At 54.3% G+C, this 19235-nt stretch carries 21 protein-coding genes and 1 riboswitch; of the genes, 17 read left to right on the top strand and 4 right to left on the bottom strand.

Annotated features, from left to right (window positions below; translation table 11 throughout):
* Positions 1–133 precede the first annotated feature (133 nt).
* From V8I28_RS08705 to V8I28_RS08655, 11 genes are all read left to right on the top strand, one after another.
* A complete protein-coding gene (locus V8I28_RS08705) occupies positions 134–787 on the top strand; it encodes an ABC transporter ATP-binding protein (protein WP_341779731.1) in 654 nt (217 codons plus the stop codon).
* The gene (locus V8I28_RS08700; protein ID WP_341779730.1) at positions 784–1551 is read left to right on the top strand and encodes an ABC transporter permease; all 768 of its coding nucleotides are present in this window, start codon (positions 784–786) and stop codon (positions 1549–1551) included. The genes V8I28_RS08705 and V8I28_RS08700 overlap by 4 nt, the downstream gene beginning before the upstream one ends.
* 12 nt (positions 1552–1563) lie before the next feature.
* The gene (locus V8I28_RS08695) at positions 1564–2400 is read left to right on the top strand and encodes an oxidoreductase (RefSeq protein WP_341779729.1); all 837 of its coding nucleotides are present in this window, start codon (positions 1564–1566) and stop codon (positions 2398–2400) included.
* A gap of 47 nt (positions 2401–2447) precedes the next feature.
* Positions 2448–2553, top strand: a riboswitch (TPP riboswitch).
* 605 nt (positions 2554–3158) lie between these two features.
* Positions 3159–3947, top strand: coding sequence for a hydroxyethylthiazole kinase (thiM, locus tag V8I28_RS08690; RefSeq protein WP_341779728.1), 789 nt, complete (start codon positions 3159–3161; stop codon positions 3945–3947).
* 16 nt (positions 3948–3963) lie between these two features.
* Entirely contained in the window at positions 3964–4779 is an 816-nt protein-coding gene (gene thiD, locus V8I28_RS08685) for a bifunctional hydroxymethylpyrimidine kinase/phosphomethylpyrimidine kinase (RefSeq protein WP_341779727.1), read from the top strand.
* Positions 4779–5438 (top strand): thiamine phosphate synthase, encoded by a 660-nt coding sequence (gene thiE, locus V8I28_RS08680; protein WP_341779726.1) that lies wholly within the window; start codon positions 4779–4781, stop codon positions 5436–5438. Before thiD ends, thiE begins: the two co-directional genes overlap by 1 nt.
* 519 nt (positions 5439–5957) lie before the next feature.
* Positions 5958–7256 (top strand): Y-family DNA polymerase, encoded by a 1299-nt coding sequence (locus V8I28_RS08675; RefSeq protein WP_341779725.1) that lies wholly within the window; start codon positions 5958–5960, stop codon positions 7254–7256.
* The gene (locus V8I28_RS08670; RefSeq protein WP_341779724.1) at positions 7249–7557 is read left to right on the top strand and encodes a hypothetical protein; all 309 of its coding nucleotides are present in this window, start codon (positions 7249–7251) and stop codon (positions 7555–7557) included. Before V8I28_RS08675 ends, V8I28_RS08670 begins: the two co-directional genes overlap by 8 nt.
* Positions 7558–7571: 14 nt before the next feature.
* Positions 7572–7967 carry a hypothetical protein gene (locus V8I28_RS08665; protein WP_341779723.1) on the top strand — a complete coding sequence of 132 codons (396 nt, stop codon included), beginning with the start codon at positions 7572–7574 and terminating at the stop codon, positions 7965–7967.
* Between the two features lie 256 nt (positions 7968–8223).
* Complete coding sequence (locus V8I28_RS08660) at positions 8224–8607, top strand: hypothetical protein (protein ID WP_341779722.1); 384 nt, start codon at positions 8224–8226, stop codon at positions 8605–8607.
* 26 nt (positions 8608–8633) lie between these two features.
* Positions 8634–8759 (top strand): hypothetical protein, encoded by a 126-nt coding sequence (locus tag V8I28_RS08655; protein WP_341779721.1) that lies wholly within the window; start codon positions 8634–8636, stop codon positions 8757–8759.
* A gap of 795 nt (positions 8760–9554) precedes the next feature.
* Here the strand turns inward: V8I28_RS08655 and V8I28_RS08650 are convergent.
* Positions 9555–10661: a hypothetical protein gene (locus tag V8I28_RS08650; protein ID WP_341779720.1), complete on the bottom strand. Its 1107-nt coding sequence runs from the start codon at positions 10659–10661 to the stop codon at positions 9555–9557.
* Between the two features lie 380 nt (positions 10662–11041).
* On the opposite strand from V8I28_RS08650, the gene V8I28_RS08645 reads away from it, so the two are divergent.
* The 5 genes from V8I28_RS08645 to V8I28_RS08625 all read left to right on the top strand — a co-directional run bounded on the left by V8I28_RS08645 (position 11042) and on the right by V8I28_RS08625 (position 14340).
* Positions 11042–11599 (top strand): sigma-70 family RNA polymerase sigma factor, encoded by a 558-nt coding sequence (locus tag V8I28_RS08645; RefSeq protein WP_341779719.1) that lies wholly within the window; start codon positions 11042–11044, stop codon positions 11597–11599.
* Between the two features lie 107 nt (positions 11600–11706).
* On the top strand, positions 11707–11904 hold the full coding sequence (locus V8I28_RS08640; protein WP_341779718.1) for a hypothetical protein: 198 nt from the start codon (positions 11707–11709) through the stop codon (positions 11902–11904).
* A gap of 38 nt (positions 11905–11942) precedes the next feature.
* Positions 11943–12182: a DUF2922 domain-containing protein gene (locus tag V8I28_RS08635; protein WP_341779717.1), complete on the top strand. Its 240-nt coding sequence runs from the start codon at positions 11943–11945 to the stop codon at positions 12180–12182.
* 198 nt (positions 12183–12380) lie between these two features.
* Positions 12381–13637 (top strand): AAA family ATPase, encoded by a 1257-nt coding sequence (locus V8I28_RS08630; protein ID WP_341779716.1) that lies wholly within the window; start codon positions 12381–12383, stop codon positions 13635–13637.
* Entirely contained in the window at positions 13630–14340 is a 711-nt protein-coding gene (locus tag V8I28_RS08625; RefSeq protein WP_341779715.1) for an RloB family protein, read from the top strand. The genes V8I28_RS08630 and V8I28_RS08625 overlap by 8 nt, the downstream gene beginning before the upstream one ends.
* 99 nt (positions 14341–14439) lie before the next feature.
* Here the strand turns inward: V8I28_RS08625 and V8I28_RS08620 are convergent, their stop codons facing one another.
* Together V8I28_RS08620 and V8I28_RS08615 are read right to left on the bottom strand one after the other, a co-directional pair.
* A complete protein-coding gene (locus V8I28_RS08620) occupies positions 14440–15237 on the bottom strand; it encodes a Fic family protein (protein ID WP_341779714.1) in 798 nt (265 codons plus the stop codon).
* Between the two features lie 233 nt (positions 15238–15470).
* On the bottom strand, positions 15471–16379 hold the full coding sequence (locus V8I28_RS08615) for a LysR family transcriptional regulator (protein ID WP_341779713.1): 909 nt from the start codon (positions 16377–16379) through the stop codon (positions 15471–15473).
* Between the two features lie 224 nt (positions 16380–16603).
* On the opposite strand from V8I28_RS08615, the gene V8I28_RS08610 reads away from it, so the two are divergent.
* Positions 16604–17818 (top strand): aminotransferase-like domain-containing protein, encoded by a 1215-nt coding sequence (locus V8I28_RS08610; RefSeq protein ID WP_341779712.1) that lies wholly within the window; start codon positions 16604–16606, stop codon positions 17816–17818.
* Positions 17819–18121: 303 nt separating this feature from the next.
* On the opposite strand, the gene V8I28_RS08605 is transcribed toward V8I28_RS08610, so the two are convergent.
* Complete coding sequence (locus tag V8I28_RS08605; RefSeq protein WP_341779711.1) at positions 18122–18436, bottom strand: hypothetical protein; 315 nt, start codon at positions 18434–18436, stop codon at positions 18122–18124.
* Between the last annotated feature and the right edge of the window lie 799 nt (positions 18437–19235).

The raw sequence follows: 19235 nt of genomic DNA, 5'->3' as shown, positions 1-19235 counted from the left end.
TCTTGAACATTATACCAAACTTTAGCAGTCGCCGGGGTTTTGCGGTTTTTTCGGCAAAAATGAAGCCGTTTCCATAGGCAAGCTACCGCCAGTTGGGTATAATCAATTTATATGTGAAAAGGAGGCCGCGAGTGTGAGTCTTTTGGAATTAAAGCAGGTCGGCTACCAGGTCGGTGACACGCCGATTCTGCGGGGAATTGACCTCAACGTTGACGCCGGCGAGTGGGTGACCATCTCCGGGCCTTCCGGGAGTGGCAAGTCTACCTTGGTCCGCATCATCGCCTCATTGTTGAGCCACACCAGCGGGACGCTGCGGTTTGCCGGGAAGGCCATCGAGGACTACGATCCCATCGCCTATCGTCGGCGAGTGTCCTACAGCTTTCAGCAGCCCACGCTTTTTGGCGAGACGGTTTACGACAACCTGGCCTTTCCCTATCAGATTCGTCAGTTGCCTTTCGACCGTCAGCGCGCCGTGGCCGCCCTGGAATACGTGGGCTTGACGGCTAACGACTTGGACAAGGCCGTCATCGACCTTTCCGGTGGTCAGCGCCAACGGGTGGCCCTTCTGCGTAACGTCATGATTTATCCGGAAGTCCTGATTCTAGACGAGGTGACGGCCGGGCTGGACGCCGAGAATAAGGCGTTTGTCTGGTCGATGGTTCGCCATTTTAACCAAGACGACGGCATCACCGTGATTGCTATTACGCACGACCAGGCGGAAATCACGGCCGCCCAGCGATTGGTCACACTAGTTAATGGCAGAATCGTTCCAGGAGGTGCACAATGAATTTAGCGGTAAATAACCAGTCGTTAATGTTGGAGTTGGGCCTGGTGATGATTGCACTAGCGATTGGCTGGCACGAGAAGCTGGGAATTGATCGGGACATGGTTATCGGCGTGGTGCGGGCGGTCATCCAACTTTTTATCGTCGGTTACCTGTTGAAGTCCGTCTTTCGCGTGAACAACGGGTGGTTGACGGGGACGCTCATCCTCATCATTATCTTTAATGCCGGTTACAATGCCAAACAGCGTAGTAACGGGATTCCCCACGCCCTGCCCATTTCCGTGGGGGCGATTCTCATCAGTACCGCCGTGACGCTGGGAGTGTTGATGCTGGCGGGGGCCATCGCCTTTATCCCGTCGCAGATGATTCCCATTGCCGGGATGATTGCGTCCAACTCGATGGTGGCCATTGGCCTGTGCTATCGCAATCTCAATGCGCAGTTCAAGCAGGAACGGCAGGCCGTCTTGGAGAAGTTGGCGCTGGGAGCGGACCTCAAGGACGCCTCCAGAGAAATCGTTCGGGACAGCATCAAGACGGGGATGCAGCCGACCATCGACTCGGCCAAGACGATGGGCATCGTGAGTTTGCCGGGGATGATGTCGGGCTTAATCTTTGCCGGGGTGGACCCGGTGCGTGCGATTAAATACCAGATTATGGTGATTTTCATGCTGACATCGGCAACCAGCATTGGGTCGGTTCTGGCCTGTTACGGGGCCTACCGCGAATTTTACAATGAACGTAAACAGTTAGTCGGTCCGTCAAATTAGGAGGTAATAAGTATGGCACATCGAAAAGTTGCGTTGGTTACAGGAGCGTCTTCGGGCATCGGCAATGCGATTGCGCGGAGCTTACATCGAAACGGCGTCACGGTCTATGCCGGGGCGCGGCGGGTGAGCCGAATGAATGATTTGGATGACTTGGGCATCACCACGCTGGCGCTGGACGTGACGAAGCCCGAGAGCGTGGAGCACGTGGTCGATCGGATTGTGAGTGAGACCGGACGAATCGATATTCTGGTGAACAACGCCGGTTACGGTCTGATGGGGGCCATCGAAGAGGTGCCGTTAGAGCAGGCACAGAACCAATTCGATGTTAACTTGTTCGGCGTGGCGCGGTTGATTCAGTCGGTCTTGCCGATGATGCGCCAGCAACACGCCGGACGGATTATCAACATTTCTTCCGTGGACGGCAAGGTGGCACAGCCCTTTGGCGGCTGGTACGTGGCGTCTAAGTTCGCCCTGGAAGGCTTGTCGGATGCCCTGCGCTTTGAACTGGCCTCCCAGGGCGTTCAGGTGGCGGTGATTGAACCGGGCGGTATCCAGTCGGAATGGTCGGACATTGCGGCGGAACATTTGCAGGAAACCTCGGCTAACGGGCCGTACGCCCAGGGTGCGAGTCGAGCGGCGGCCATCTTAACGGCGGCCAAACGCTTTGCCAGCAAGCCCCAGGTCATTGCCCGATTGGTGGACCGCGCGGCGCTGTCTCGGCGGCCCAAGACCCGCTATACGGCGGGCGCGGGTAATGAGATTCTGATTGCCCGCCGGCTGTTATCCGACAAGGCCCTCGACCATCTCTGGCGGTTAGTCGGTAAAGCCGCTGAACAGATTATCCGATAATACGAGAATCGTTGACGTAACGGGAAAACCTGTTATGCTGGAATTAACCAAAACACTAGGGGTGTCCACGATGGACTGAGATGCGGGAGTGCCCGTGATCCCTTGGAACCTGTCAAGTTGGGACTTGCGAAGGGAATGTGTCGTGGCACCTCGGGGCCGCTGGTTCACAAACCTTGTGAGCTGGCGGCCCGTTTTTTATGCCGGCAGAGCGGTGGTCGATGGACACGTCTAGTGTTGGGGAAGCTGGAGATTGGGTGGCGTCGTTTGGAAGATAGAAATCAGGGTATGCAATGGGTTGTTGCTTTCAAAACAGAATTTTGTGAACGTCCCAACGACTGAGAACTTGCCCGGATGAAAATCGACGCACGTTGAAAGCGTGAAATTTGAGATGCGCAAAGTTGCCGTAGCCGTAGGAGGCCAGGGATGGCGCCAGCCGTGGGTGCAAAGTTAGCTGGGACTAGTTGCTAGCAACCACCTCGTGTGGCAATGGCAGTGAGTAATGCTGTGTTAGCCGTGAGTGAGTCAAATCTGGGCTCAGCCGGGGCATTTTCGACTGGCGGGTTACCAGTCGAAAATGGGCGACTTGGAAACGCCGATCTTTGGCGGTTCCAAGCGAGTTTCGAGACCGTTCCTTGGCTCGAAACGTCCTTCCCCAGCGTTCCAGCCCAGATTTGGCGAACGGCAAGGCGAAGTCATATCACCAATTTCCAGTGCCAGCAATAGAACAGAAGCCAGCAGATTCCTAAGGGGGAAACACTATGAAATTAGACTTGTTAGAAACGCTACGCCAACAGAATCCCATTGTTTTTAATATCTCCAACTTCGTCACGGTTCAGGACGTGGCCAACGGGTTAAACGCGCTCGGTGCCTCACCGATCATGTCCGAAGAGGTCGCCGAGGCCGATGAAATGGTCGGTTTGGCCAATGCCGTTTGCCTGAACCTCGGGGCCTTTACCCAGCCGCAGGTCGAGCAGATTCGCAAGGTGGGCGAGCTGGCCAACCAGCACCACAAGCCGTTGGTGATTGACCCCGTGGCGGTGGGCGCGGTGACGTATCGCAAGCACGTGGCGTTGAATCTGTTGACACACTTTCAGCCGGACGTGATCCGCGGCAATGCCGGTGAGATTGCGGCATTAGCCGACGTGGATTGGCAGGCCAAGGGGATCGATGCCGGTGAGGGGACCGGCGATCTCGTGGCGATTGCGCAGGCCTGTGCGCAAAAGTTAAAGTGTGTCGTGATCCTCTCCGGGCCGACCGATATCATTACAGACGGCACGCGGGTGGTCAAGGTCCTAAACGGCACGCCGCTTTTCCAGATTCACGTGGGGTCCGGGGACATGTTGTCGAGCATCGTGGCGGCCTTCTGTGCCGTGGATGACGACTATTTCGAGGCCGCTCAGACGGCTTGCCTAGTCTTCGCGGCGATTGGTCAGCGGGTCGCCCAGGCCACGCCGAACCTCGGGGCCGGGAGCTTCATCGTCCAGTTATTGGACGGGTTACAATTGACCACGACTGCCCAGATTGAGGCAATCGCGGCTTATCAGTAGAAGGGATGTATGTAGGATGGCAAATGAATTTCCACAGACGTTAACGATCGCGGGAACCGATAGCGGGGGTGGCGCCGGTGTCATGGCCGACCTGAAGACGATGCAGGAGCGCAACGTCTTCGGCACGGCCGTGGTGGTCGCAGTGACGGCTCAAAACACACTGGGCGTTCAGGATTTCATGGCCTTACCGCAAAAATTAGTGGATGAACAGTTCGCCTCGCTGGCGGCCGACCTGAAGATTCGGGCCTGCAAGACGGGGATGTTGGCGGATGCCGAACACGTCCACGGCGTCGTCGAGAACTTGAAACGCTACGACTTCGGCCCCCTGACGGTTGACCCGGTGATGATTGCCAAGGGCGGCGCGGCGCTGTTGGCGGACGATGCCGTGACCACGGTTCGTGACGAACTGGTGCCATTGGCCGACGTCCTCACGCCGAACTTGCCGGAGGCGGAACGGTTGACCGGCGTCAAGATTACGGATGAAAAGGCGATGGAGGCTGCGGCGGTGGTCTTGCAAGACCTGGGCGCTAAGAACGTCATTATCAAAGGCGGTCACGAGACCACGCCCAAGGAAGCCCGCGACTTTGTCCTTCTCGCCGATGGCCGGTCATTCTGGTTATCCGCGCGGCGAATCGATACCGTACGGACACACGGGACTGGTGACACCCTGTCGTCGTGCATTACGGCGGAGTTGGCGAAGGGCCAGGACTTTGAGTCGGCCATTCGCATCGGCAAGGACTACGTGACGGCGGCCATTGCCAATCCGATTGCAGTTGGAAACGGCCACGGCCCGTTGAATCACTGGGCGTATGGCCAAGGAGGTGCGCAATAATGTCAGTAACTTTTGAGCCCGGTCTCTTACGGGCCTACTTTGTGGCGGGGAGCCAAGACGTTCCCGGTCAAGATTTGCGCGAGGTGTTGGCGACCATGTTACGGGCCGGCATTACCGCGTTTCAGTTCAGAGATAAGGGCGCTAGTACCTTGACGCCCGACAAGCGCCTGGCGTTAGGCCGCGACTTGCGAGAACAATGTCGCGCGGCGAGTGTGCCCTTTATCGTGGATGACGATGTGGACCTCGCCCTGGCCCTGCAGGCGGACGGAATTCACGTCGGCCAAAGCGATGAGCAGATCACCAAGGTCCTCCAGACGGTGGACGGTCGCCAGATGTTCGTGGGCCTGTCGTGTAATACGGCGGCCGAGGTGGCTCAAGCCAACCAGATCAAGGGGATTTCCTACATAGGAAGCGGCCCCATCTACCCGACCACGTCCAAGGACGATGCCGATCCGGTGATGGGCGTGGCTGGCCTGCAGGCGCTGGTGGCCCAGGCCAACGTGCCCGTGGTGGCAATTGGGGGCGTGACGGTTGCTTCGCTGCCGGCCATTGCGGCAACCGGGGCGGCCGGCGTGGCGGTGATTACGCTCTTGACGCGCAGTGACCACCCGCAGGCGGATACGCAAGCGATGCGCACGGCCTTTACCGCGACGAAATAAAGAGACGACAGCTGTCGACTACCGGAATTTTTCCGGTAATCGGCAGCTTTTTTTGGACACGGGTTAGTGTAAACGAATTGTCACTGGTTTGTAACAATTACTTAACAGCGTAACAGTAAGAAAACACAAAAAAACAGAACCAGTTCTACCGCGTTTAAGTGACGATAAACCTGATCCTGCATTTAAAGTTGAGGAAGCTAGTTGACTAGGGCTAACTTCACAAGTTCATAGTAACACGGATAGTCGAGAAATGCTACCTAAATGCCAAAATTTAAATATTCATAATTAACCGGGTTAGACGGCGGCTATTGGTGAGGGAAAGGGCCCTTTGTTCGTTGAACTAGTTTACTGAATGCTTTATTTTTTAGAATGAATGGTCTACACAGTATACCGGCAAAAGAACGGGTAGTGGTGATGGTTCGCTGGGGGGGAAGGCCGCGTTAAAAGTTTTAAAAAAAGAGGTTGCATTGCCGAACAAATGTTCGTATAATAAGAACAACAAGCGAGGGGGTTACGGACATGGATTATCGAAATGAACCGCATGGACTGTTCTTTATGATTGATAACAAGTCCTTCTACGCCAGCGTGGAGAGCGCGGCCCGGGGGCTTAATCCGTTACGGTCGGTGATTGTCGTGATGTCCGAGGCGGACAATACCGGCAGTGGGCTGGTACTAGCGGCCTCGCCCATGGCGAAAAAACTCTTCGGCATCAGCAACGTTTCGCGGCAGTATGAAGTGCCCGACGATCCCCGTATCTTAGTCGTCCCCCCGCGCATGAACCTCTATATTCAGGAGAATCTGAAGATTAATAAAATTTTCCGGGAGTACGTGGCCGATCACGACCTGTTTCCGTACTCGATCGACGAATCCATTCTGGATATGACCAAGTCCTGGCGACTGTTTGGTCGGACGCCCGAGGAGGTGGCTCGCCGGATTCAGCTCCGAATTCGTCACGAGATGGGGTTGTATACGACCGTGGGCATTGGCGAGAATCCAGTTCAGGCGAAGCTCGCTCTGGACTTGCAAGCCAAGCACGACCACGAGCTGATTGGTCGCTTGACCTATGAGACGGTGCCACAGAAGATTTGGCCGATTACCAAGCTCGAGAGTGTCTGGAGCATTGGCCATCGCACGGCGGCCCACCTCCAGCGGTTGGGGATTCATAGCATGCGCGACTTAGCCAGCGTCAATCCCTACGAATTGCAAGCGGAAATGGGCGTGATTGGTGGACAACTCTTTGCGCTGGCGTGGGGTATCGATCGCAGCCAACTCCACCAGTTGCGGCCGGCCAAGGAGAAAAGCTGGAGTAATTCGCAGGTTCTGCCCCGCGATTACCGAGCGCAACCGGAGATTGAGCTGGTGATTCGTGAGATTGCCCAGCAGACGACCTCGCGGATGCGGCACCATCACCAGCAGGCCGGGTGCGTGAGCCTAGGCATTGGGTTTGCACGTACCGGCGAAGCGGGCGATGGTCGCAGTGGTTTCCACCACAGCTGTCGCCTCGATCCCACCGATAACGTGCAGACCATTGCGGCCACGTTGTTGCGATTATTTCGCCAGCACTGGGAAGGCCAGGCCATCCGCAATATTAGCGTGGGCCTGTCGCGGCTGAATACGAGTCGGGGCCTGCAACTGGATATCTTTCAAGACCCCCACCGCCAGATTAAGGACGAGCGGTTCGACCGGGTGATTGACGAACTTCGGGATAAGTTCGGCAAGACCGCGGTCATTCCCGCCAGCAGTCTGATGCCCGGGGGCACCATGCTACGGCGCGCCGCGTTGGTGGGCGGCCACAATGGGGGGAATAGTTTTGATTGATCCCAAGCAGGAAGCGGATTTGATTTATGCGCGGCTGGCCAAGCTGTTCACGGCCCAATGGCACTGTCGGTATCGGGTGGATGTCGTGAACGACCAGTACGGCCAGACGTTTAATTTCTTCATGAATATTCAACGCCAACGGCACCGCGCTCGCTCGATACCTCTGCATACGCTACGGACAACCGACCTCGAGATCTTGGAGCAGGTCGTCAACGCGTTGCGGCAACAGACCCAGCTGTCCCTGAACTTCGTCAACTTTGGGCGGGTCCGCTGGCCGGAGAGTCAACGTTGGATTCACTAAGGAAGTGAGCCGTCATGATCTTACATCGCACACCGGACGATCGGCTGGCCGCCGAGTTCTTTCGGCGCGACTACCGGGATCGCGGCATGTTGAAATGGGGCGGGTTCTACCTGTCCGACCACACCAGCGCCTTGGCCAAGATGCACGCCGCAGAACAGGTCGAACGGCCCCACGACCAGCAACCCTTGCCGCAACTCAGTCGGCAGTTGGCCGCGGCTTGGCGATCGCAACGGCCCGTGCATCTACAGCTAAATAGCCTGGATGATAATCAGGTGTTGACCACCTTAGATGGCGTCATTGCCGGCGTCGATGCGGATCAGATCGTGGTGCGCTTGGCCACCGACCACTACCGCAAGCTACAACTCGCGGAGATTCGCTGTGTGCTGGCCGGTGACGATCAATCCAGTTAACCTTAGCGACGGGTACGGAGAGCCCCGTCGCTTTTTGACTAATAGTTAGGATAGGTAATTGGTTAATCTGCTTAATGGATTGCGCGCATAAGGGTCGCAATTTTAAGCGTTTTCAGGTATGATAGGCAGTGAAAAATGGCCCCCAGATCGTCTAATCTGAGGACCATTTGTAGCCCCACCGGTGAACGGCTGAGGACGCGCCGCCTGTCGAAACGCGGTATGATAGAGACAGAAGCCAGACAGGAGGTCAGCCACCATGGATTTTATTGATTTCACGCCGATTGCGTTGCGGCATACGCCGTTGGGCACGCGTTCGCAGTTGCCCAAACAGCACGATTGGCAGTTGGACTGGGATAAGTTAGCGGCCCTGATTCGCGATAACGCCGATGTGATGGCGGTCGTGCAGGCGGGCCTAGCCGAGGACTGGTTGAACACCCAGGGCACCATTTGGGATGAGGACCGCGGCTATTACCGCTATCCCAACGATCCGCGCGAGCCGGACGATACCGTTTTTTGGGCGGCATCCACTTGGGCCACGCCGGCCATTCTGGTGACGTTTCACAATGAGCTGACGCGGGCCTTCGCCTGTTACCGCGCGGGGCGTGATCCGGATTTTCACTATTTGGGTAGAACGCAGTAACTGAGGTTACGTGAAAGGAGACCATCATGAAGTTAGTCGACGGACCCCACCTCACCCTGAGCGTTGAGCGCACCACGCGCCGGGGAAAGTATGAGGCTGGTATTGGCCTAGCCGTCTTATTGATGATTGCGGTGATCTTCGCGCTACTGTAGAAGCATCGTCGAAAAGTTAGCAAAGGGAACGTCAACGCCGGGCAGGCGCTGGTGTTCCCTTTGTTGGAGATTGAGTTATGGTAGTTATTCCAGGCGGATGGCTAAAATGTCAATCCGTCTCGGGGCCAGTATAACATTGTCCGCGGCGTTTGAGCAGTATTTGGGTCGAGAAAGCGGTTAAATTTCACGGAATCGCCGGCCCGGTTCGCCCGGAAACCTGGCTTTCAGACGGACTTAGCCCCATAACCCACAAAACCAGTTACCTTCTCAGCCAAAGCGGCGGGATGGTAACTGGTTTTTGTTTTTTGGTGATAGTCGCCTCCGTTGGGGGACCGTGATGAAACCGGCCGCCTTACCGTTCGCCAAATCTGGGCTGGAACGCTGGGGGAGGACGTTTCGAGCCAAAGAGCGGTCTCGAAACTCGCTTGGAACCGCCAAAGACCGGCGTTTCCAAGTCGCCCATTGGTATCTGATAAGTCATCAGATACCAGTGCCCCGGCTGATCCCAGATTTGGCTCACTCACGGCTACGTTGACACGTGTCAGTAGCGGTTGTCTATGCCAACCGTGAACGTGGCCACGGCAACCGGGCGGTATCTCATAACCGTAGCCGAAGGAGGTCAGGGTGGAGCCAGCCGTGGGCGCGAAGTTAGTTGGCGTTTTGGGCCAGCTTACTTCGCTGGACGTGTTTGAAGACGTGGGCTGGCGGCTTCAAACCGAGGTGCGAGACCGCTCTGTGGCTCGCACCGGTCCCCACAGCAGGCGGAACCCTGACAGCCGCAGGCGAACAGCGAGACTAGAACTTGTTGTTCGTGGCCTGCATCAACTCGGCGCCCTTGTTGACCAAGAGGTAGCTGGCCCCGTTCTTGGCGAATTGGATGCCTTCGAACTCGCGCTTGCCGCTGAAGTTCGAGGCCTCAACTTGGCTGGCCTTCAGCTTGCCTAACTTGGAAACGGGGATCGAGGAGATACTGCTATCGGAAACGAAGTACAGCCGGTTACGCTTGGCGTTGTAGGCCATCGACTGTGGCTTGGTGCCGGGACGGTTGCGTAGGCCTTGCATGACCAGGTGGAATTTGACGGACTTGCTGCCAATCTTCCCTTGGTAAATCTTGACCGCGCCCTTAGGTGCCCAACCACCGTTAGAGTACGTGAAGAAGTAGGCATTACCGTGCTTATCGAAGGTCAGGTTGGAGCCCATCGTGACGGTGCTCTTCAACTTGAAGTTAATCTTGGTGATCGGCTTCAAGCTACTGGTGCTGACGCGTTGGACGTTGGTCTTGACGGCGACCGGCTTACCGATGAACCAGAGTTGGCCGTTCTTAGGGTTCATAGCCAGGGATTGGCCGTGGCCCGTATTGAATGTCGGCCCCACCTTGACGTATTTCATAATCTGCTTGTCCTTGCTGGTCATCTTGCCCACGGAATGGTCGTAGCTGGCCCGGCGCAGGGCATCCATGTGAGTCGTGCTGATGCCAAACTTGTGCCGCAACTGCCCCAGGTTGTATTTGACAATCCAGCCCTTGTTACGGTTGCTACTCTGAGTAATCAGTTCGTAGAGGGTGTTGCCGTCTTTGGACAGGACCTCGGCTTGGGGATTACCCCAGTCGGCGGAATGGTTGTAGGTCACGGGCAAAAAGACGTTGGACTTGAACGTGGCGGCCTTTCCCTTGGTCGTGTGAATGCTGGTGGGCTTGGTCTGGAAAATGTTGCTATAGCTGGTCTTAAACGTATAGCGCTTCACGAATAGATTCTTATTCTTGACCGTCTTGTACTTCTTGACGTTGTAACTGGCGAGGGCGTTTCCCTTCTGGTTGTAGGTCTTGGCCTGCGCCAGCGTGGTGGAACCGCCGAAGAATAGGGCCGCCGCAGCGACCGTGGTGAGCAATGTTGCTTTATTCATCTGTAAAGTCTCCTCCTGGAATAGACGGTGATGCGTTGCGTGTCAGCGGCAGACGAGATTCATCGGGGTTGGCAAAACGACCACCGGTATTAAATTTTCTCTACATAACTATTTATAACACAACCTAATCCGTTTGCCGCAAATAAATTTATTTTAGCCAAAAAATCGTAAAAAACCGGCCAAATGCGGGAATTTCGTGTGGACCCCGCAAGCGCGTCAAACCGGGATCGGCGGCGTTTAGCGTCATTCGGGCCGACATTTTTGCCAAATAATCGCACGAATCTGGAAATAATCGCATTCGCGGGCTGCGGCGACCTCCGGTAAGGTAGGGGCTGACCATAGCGCTATGGATCACCACACTTGAAGGGATGATTCAGAAGATGACGACCGATACCGCCGCCGCGTACCGCTTCTTATATACCGGCGATCACGAAACCATTATTTATGCCGCCTTGAAAAACCTCCGCCTGCGAGCCGACCAGGACGAATATGAGGACTACCTCCAGGAGGGCCGGGCGTACTTTCCGCAAATCTACGCCAACTTTCCCGATAATCCGGAGGAAAAGCCGCATCAGTTCCTGGCCTACGCCCAACGCGCGCTGACCTGGGAGCTGGGGAATCAGCTCCGCAACCGCCGGCGATTGGCCGTGCCGCTGGAACCCGGCGACCACGACCCGTTGATTGCCGAACTGCCTAGCGATGAGGACGTGCTCAATGCGATTGGCCTCAATGACTTTCGGGCCTACCTGATTCAGCTGATCGGTGGGGCGGGCAATACCGGGGAGTGGCGCTTTCTGGTCGGCACCGTGGTCGATCAGTTGACCCCCGCCGAGATTGCGGCCAAATACGACGTGAATCGGACCACCGTCTTTCGCTGGCGCCGGTCGCTCACCCGCCGGCTACTGCGGACTTTGACGCCGCCGGAAAAACTTTTTTAAACTTTTTTGCGAAATCGTGCAACAAAAAAGCCATTTTTTACATTAGTAATAAGTGTAAGGGTTGGCCAGCCACTTATAAAATCTCGCACCACGGAAGGAGCACCACCATGCAAACGAATTGGAAGAAAACGACCATTACCTTTATCTTCGGCGACATCGACGAAAAGCCCGTCAAGATCGTGTTACAAAACGCGATCAGCGCGCCGGTCGCTAAGCAAGTCGAAGATTTCGGCGGGTACCTCTCCGGTTTGACCGGCTTACCGTTCCGCACCGCCGTCGTGTCCACGCAAAGCGACATCGCCTAACGTCCGTCTCACCCGCAGAATAGAAAGGAAGTTTCTCTATGAAGACATTAGAATTGAGTTTTAAAGGTTCCGACAAGCGCGTCAAGCACCTGCGTCTCAAGTACGTCAACACCGACCTCACGCCGGCGGAAGTCGAAAAGCTGATGAAGCAGGTCGCCGCGGCTAAGTTGTTTGCCAAGGGGGACGTTGACCTGTACGCCGAACCCCTGCGTGCCGAAATCGTGGAAACCACGAAGACGGCCCTGGTCGGTGGCCCGCAACCGGCACCCGCCGTTTAAGGTCGGCTAGTCTCAAGACACTAAGGCAAACGTAACGCAACATCTCGGCGGTCGGCTCTCAGGATGAGGGGCGACCGTTTGGGGTACATAACGATGACAATGTTGTGAGATTTCAATGAAATATTTATTTTTGAGAAAAAATCTCAATTACTTGCAAAACGCCTACAAATCAGATATTCTTCAAGGGAGGTGATGACAATGCTCCACCAATTTACGTTTAAAAATTATCGGTCTTTTCGTGATGAAGTGACCCTCGACCTGACCGCATCGGCGATCAAAGAATTACCCGCGGATGTGGTCACGGATGTGCAACATGAGCGCGTGTTGAAGTTGGCTGCTATGTACGGGGCAAATGCTTCTGGAAAGAGTAATGTCATTAAGGCCTTTCGGGCGATGGCAACGGCCGTTTTATCGTCCTTTTCCGATGACGCGGCGTTGCGAAAGATTGAACCATACTGGTTTTCGGAAGTCACGGAGCCAACGGAATTCAGTGTCTTGTTTTCAACCCAGTCGGATATTTTTCAGTATGGGTTTAGCTGTGTCCAGGGTGCCGTCATCGAGGAGTATCTCTATCAGCGTGATAAAGAACGCATTGGTGAGCAGTATCGGCTCATCTTTGATCGCAGTGCTACTGGTATTTCGGGTGAGATTGCGACACAAGCAGAGGTCCAGACGTTGGGCCAGCTGATTGAGCCGGAGACGCTACTGTTGTCCGCGTTAGCGCGATTAAATTTACCGACTATTAAGGCGGTCGATGCGTGGTTTCGGCATGTCCGAGTGATTGATTACGGTGATCCACGTGGCGAGGTAACGAAAGGTAGCCGATTAAATGCCGATCGGCCCCAGAATCCACTGGTGGCCTTGCTAGAAGATTCCCGGGAAAAGAAACGTTTCGAAGCGTTCGTCCGAGCGGTGGATGTGGGCATTGCAGGATTGGGGCTGGTGTCGTTGGAAAGTGATTTGGCACATGAAGGTCAGCCCCAGCAACGCGTAGTCGCTTATCATCGTAACCCGAAGACAGGAAAGTTGCGGCAAACACCAATTGCAGCGGAATCGAGTGGCACCCGCAAGATGTTAATGTTATACGTTGATTTAAAGCAGGTTCTAGACCAAGGGCAAATTCTCTTGATTGATGAACTAGATGCTAAACTCCATCCGCTCCTATTGCGGTATATCTTAATTATGTTTCATGACCCGGCGCTTAATCCGCGAGGCGCACAACTCATCTTTACGACTCAGGAATTGTTTACATTGGATAAGGATAACTTTAGACGAGATGAAGTGTGGTTCGTAAATAAGGATGAAGATGGCGTATCGGATCTGTACGCCTTGGATAGCATTCGAATTGATGATGGGAAGAAAGTCCGTAATGATGCCAGTTATGGTAAGGATTATATTTTGGGGAAATTCAAGGCCACACCGAACTTAAAACGTCTGGGGGAAATGAATGAGTAGACGAGTTGGGAAGAAACCCAAACGTAAGAAAATGTTGCCCTTACCGGGGAGCTATTTAATTGCAACGGAGGGCATTCAAACGGAGGTCCTGTATTTTAAAAGTTTGGCTGCTGAGTTAGCGGAAAAGTATGCCGGGCTTGCGGGGCGAATTGCGGTTACCATTCCTAGTCTGACGATCAAAGGAACAGGGGTTAGCAATTTGACCCTGATTGATCGGGTCGCCGAGGTTATCCAACTGAGTCCGACCCTCTTCGAACACGTGTGGGTGGTCTTTGATAAGGACGATATTCCACTCGATAAATTCGATAATGCGATTAAATTAGCTGAACAATTGGGATGGCACGCGGCTTGGAGCAATGATTCATTTGAGTTGTGGTACCTCTTACACTTTGAATTTCTTAATACAGCAATCGACCGAGAGGCGTATAAAGATAAGCTGACGCGACACATGCGTAGTCAGGGTATTCAGGGGAAGTATGAGAAGAATACGACCACGATTCTGCCATTGCTGACGGCCGAGAAGCGGCAACGGGCAATCCGGTTTGCCAAGAAGTTGGCCGATTATTATCAACCGACAGTGCCCTACCATTTACGAAATCCCGGAACGACGGTGTATCAACTGGTGGCGGAATTAACCGATTTAGAGCAGCGAGCGGAGGTAGTACGCCGAAAGCTCACCGGCGAGTCGGCGACACAAAATTAGCGGAATCAAATATGGCGTGATGGCCGTCAAAAAAATCGCAATCGCTCACCGGCACCCGGTAAAGCGATTGCGATTTTAATAAACTGCAAGGCAAGCGCGTTACTTCTTCTGTTTTCGTTCTTTCAGGAATTTTTCAAAGTGTTCGTCGATATCATTTTTCGCATCATTTTGATTTTTCTCATTAAGTTGAAGAATACTAATGCGTTCGTTCAGTGTTTCTCGTACGTATTTGATAATTAATGATTCGAAGGGTTCGAGATCTCCGGTTTCACGAGACGTGGCTAGGGCTTCCATATAAGCGGTGCGGGCTTCCTTGTCGGGTTGCACGTTGATGACGGGATAGCCGGCTTGGGTCAAGGCCATGTTCATGAGTAGCCGTGCAGTGCGGCCGTTGCCATCGGCGAAGGGATGAATTGAGACAAACTTTTGATGGAGATCGGCGGCGTATTGAACGGGATGACGATCATTTTGCGCAGTCCGTGACCAAGTCATTAAGTCGTCCATTTGAGGCGCAATATCGAATGGGGCAACGTACGGCTTATCTTCACTACCATAAGGCCAGGCGGCTAAAATTCGGTAGACCCCGGCATTGGCCTTGTCTGTGGTCGTTTGTAACGTCACAATTCGGTTGAGTGTCCGAATCAAGGTTGAACTCAGTGGTGTTTTTTGGCTGGCCAATGTCATCATATATTCATAGGCCTCGTTTAAGTCCAGCGTTTCAAGAACGTCTTTGACGGGGACACCGTGGACGGTCATTCCTGTGTTTAAGATGGAGGCCGTCTCATAGCGAGTTAAGGTATTACCCTCAATAGCGTTCGAAGACCACACGTGTTCAATTCGGACGCGCTGATCAAGTTCTTTGACCTGCTGAGCGGATAGCGGTCGAAAAGTATCCATTTTTGCTTTAATTGTGCTGATATTCTTTAATTCGTCTTGAATGGACATCGTCAGGATTCAACTCCTTTTGATAGATTAATTGATGCTATTATAGCAAAAAACGCGAGAACGACCTAGTTTGTAACACGGTTTGAGACAAGATTACTAAGTAGCGGTAGGGTGTTACGTCAAAAAATCGCAATCACTCACCGACACCCGGTAAAGCGATTGCGATTTTATCTGACGTTTAAGCGTTACCCCACATGCGGATGGGCCAGCACCTTGTCCGGGTACTTGGCCGTTACGTAGTCGGTGATGGCGCCAATCATCTTGGCGGTCGAGGGGGCCTTGGCCTGTTCGGAGTTGACGACCAGGCAGATGGTGCGGAAGAATTTCGTATCGAACGGGTAGACGTTGACGTTGCCACTGACCCGTTCTAACGCCAGTTCCGGGAGAATCCCCATGCCCATGCCGGCCTCGACCATGGCAAGAATCGACTGGTCATCGATGGAGAACCGCAGGGCGTTGGGCCGAATCTGGTAGTGGTCCAGCGCGGCCTTGGTGTCCTTGTCGTAGTCGCCGCGCTGGAGGATGAAATTCTGATCGACCAGGTCGGCGGCGGTCACCGTGGTGCGGTTGGCGGGGATGAAGTCGTTGGGCGTGATGCAGTAGATCTCGTCTTTGACCAGCGGTAGGATCGTCAGCTTTTCGGAAACGGGTAGCGCGGAGAAGCCGAGGTCCAGACGACCGGTCTTGACGGCCGCGGCGATGTTACTGAAGTCGGCCTGTTCCACGTTGATGGCGATGTCCGGGTAATCCTGCTTGAACTGCCGAATGATGGGTGGCAGCCAGTTGATGCATACAGACGAGAAGGCCCCCATGCGCACGGAGCCGGCGTTCATGCCGTTGATGTTGGCGGCGGCCTGCTGGAGCCGGTCCTCGGCGTTAATGATGGCCTGAATCAGCGGCAGGATGGTCTTGCCGTCCGGCGTCAGTTCGACCCCGGTGCGGTTTCGAATAAATAGGGGGAAACCGAGTTCCTTTTCCAGTTGATTGACCGAGTGGCTGATGGCTGAGGGCGTGACGTTTAGCGTCTGCGCGGCCCGATAGAAGGTCTGTTCCTGAACAATAGTTTGAAAGACGCGATAGGCAAAGGGTAACATCGTGGCCACCTCCGATTGGTTAAGATGAATTACATTCACGCTATTTCTAGATAGTTGAAATAGTTTTTCTGTCAACGGTATTCTATCATACTCCTAGGAAAGCGGGAAGCGATAATTCGATGTTGGGATAATTGTGGGCCGTAATGACCGGTCGGCTAAGGGAGCGAATGGCTTGGATGGCCTCGGCGGGGTGCCGGGGGTCGTCTTAGAAAGGTGTGGTTACGATGTTAAAAGACTTGTTGGCGCAACGCGTGAATCCCGATGTGCCCTCTGCTTTGAGTGGGCTGTTTCCGAAAGACGATGACCCGCGGGCGCTGTCCTTTGCGGCGGGCAGTCCGCGCGAAGACTTGTTTCCAGTGGCGGCGATGCAGGCGGCCTTTACGACCGCGATTGCCGAGAACGGCGCGCACCTCTTTCAGTACCAGACGGCGCAGGGCAACCCGGCGTTACGGGCGAAGTTGGCGGCCCGGATTGGTAAATGGGGCCAGGTGACAACGACCGCCGATCAGGTGGTGCTGACCAACGGCGGGCAACAGGCTATCGAGCTGGTCGCTAAGGCGCTGCTGAACGTGGGGGATGAGGTGGCCGTGGAGGTGCCGACTTACATCGGGGCGCTGGCCGCCTTCGACCTGTATCAGCCGACCTACCACGCGGTGCCGCTGCAGGCGGATGGCCTCGATCTCAATCGCTTGGAGGATACGCTGAAGCAGCACCCGCGAATTAAGCTACTCTACACCGTGCCGGACTATCACAATCCGACCGGCATCACCATGAGCGTGACTAAACGTAAGCAGTTGGTCGATCTGGCCAATCGGTATGATTTCATCATCTTGGAGGACTCGCCGTACCGCGACCTAGGCTACACCCATGATCCGTTGCCGGCGATTAAACATTTCGACACCGAGGGGCGGGTGGTCTTCGTGTCCAGCCTGTCGAAAATTCTGATGCCGGGACTGCGAACGGGCTGGCTAGTGGCCGAGGGTGACCTCCTGACGGCCATTCTGCGGACACGACAGGCGAGTGACCTGGAGGCCAATAACGTGGTTCACGCGGCGATTAACGCCTATCTGGACACGCATGACTTGGACGCCCACGTCGCCGCGTTACGAGCGAATTATCGCGATCAGTGTGCGGCCTTGGTGCGGGCACTGACGGCCTACTTCCCGGATGAGGTGGCCTTTACCCAGCCCAATGGCGGCTTCTTCGATTGGGTGACGTTGCCGCCGGAGGTCGATACGGCGGACCTGTTGACGCGAGCGGCGATTCCGCAGGCGCACGTGTCCTACGTGCCGGGGACTAACTTCTACCCGGCTAGAAACGTCCACAACGGCCTGCGCCTGTGCTTCACCGGCCTGACGCCGGACGAGATTGACCTGGGCATGCAGCGGCTGGGTACCGTGATCAAGGCTGCGGTGCGTGAGGTGCGGCCGGTGGTGTGAGTTTAAAATGAACATAAAAGATAAACGTCCAGCATGGCCGATTGATAGACCGTGCTGGACGTTTGGCTTGCCATCGTTTGGTCAGCCGTGAATTCGTAATTGTCCACGCCCCATGTTAGGGAAGGGCCAGGAATCAAGCGAGTCAGCCCAAGAATGCTTAGTTGCCCAATTATAGGAAGAAACACAATTCCTAGTCAAAACGTCACCTATGTAAGATTGATACATCCCAATCGCGACGTATCAATTCTAAGGAACAGCCGAAACGTTCAGCCCTAGTCAAACGGGGTGGTCGTCACCGGTCAGTTAATCCGTCTCCGAGTCCGTTGTCTGATAGAAGATTCCAGTCTCCTCATCAAAATACTGGCCAAAGCCAACCTCCAGGTAATCACCGCTACGTAGTTCCTCATCGGTGGGCGTCGGGGTGCTAGCGACCAACGTCCGCAGGAACTCGGGGTCGTCCTTCACCGCGTCATACCAGCGGGCAAGTTCTTGACCGGGGTGTTGCCAGAAGCGTTCGGCGCTGACGGAAGGCTGGCGAGCAGCCAACGCTCGTGCGCGGAGGTCGGCGATTCGGTAGGTCTTAACGACTGAGAAACGAGGTTTGTTATGAGATAGCATGAGCACGCTCCTTAAGTGTAGTAGTACCGTTATCTTTGGTACATCCTCACTATAGCGGAGCCCCGGCCGACGTGCACGCCATATACATAGCCGGCGTCAGAATCCGAAGACAATCAATCGCAGCTTGCGTAAATCGGCGGAAAACGTCAATTGAGCTGTTAGTAGCCTCACGAACCGCTAAAAATAGCCAAAACAAAAGCGCCAGCGAGATAATTTCGCTGACGCCTACCTTAAAGAAGTTAGTCGTTTCCGTTCTCCGCGGAAGCGATCACTTTAAGGTAACAATTCCCAGTTGCCAAAAAGCATCACCCCCTTTCACTTGATGACCACAGTGTAGACCCGCACCGGGAGAAAAGCAAGTGAATTGACTTACCTTAATGGCGGGTTAAAGTTAAGCAAAACGAAAAAGCTTATGCGGGGCTTAACGAATATCTTTCAGAGCGTTTTCAATGTTTAAAGATCAAGAGTTTAAATGACAACAATATTACAAAATCCGCGGTATTATTTCATTCAAACGACAAAAGAGAGATAATCCTTGTTTCTTAGCGCTTATCCGGCTATAATCATAATCGTAGTTAGGGGATAGCTTGACGAGTTGGTGAGTCGAGAGAGAAATTTCTTAACAAAATCGCTAACTTCGGTTATACTATTCTTGCTTGATAAATTACATACATTATGTTTGGAGGAAGAAATTTATGCAATCAAGTTGGCAAATTACAAGTTTAATCCGAACAAGCCCGGAATCTTTCAATGGCAGTCTGTTGATGATGTATTTTTAATGGTCGTTGATTAATTAGTT

Origin of the sequence: Levilactobacillus sp. HBUAS70063, from assembly GCF_038374745.1 — a bacterium.
GTDB lineage: Bacteria > Bacillota > Bacilli > Lactobacillales > Lactobacillaceae > Levilactobacillus.
Note: the sequence above shows the minus strand (reverse complement) of the source record. Positions and strands in the feature narration are given on the sequence as shown.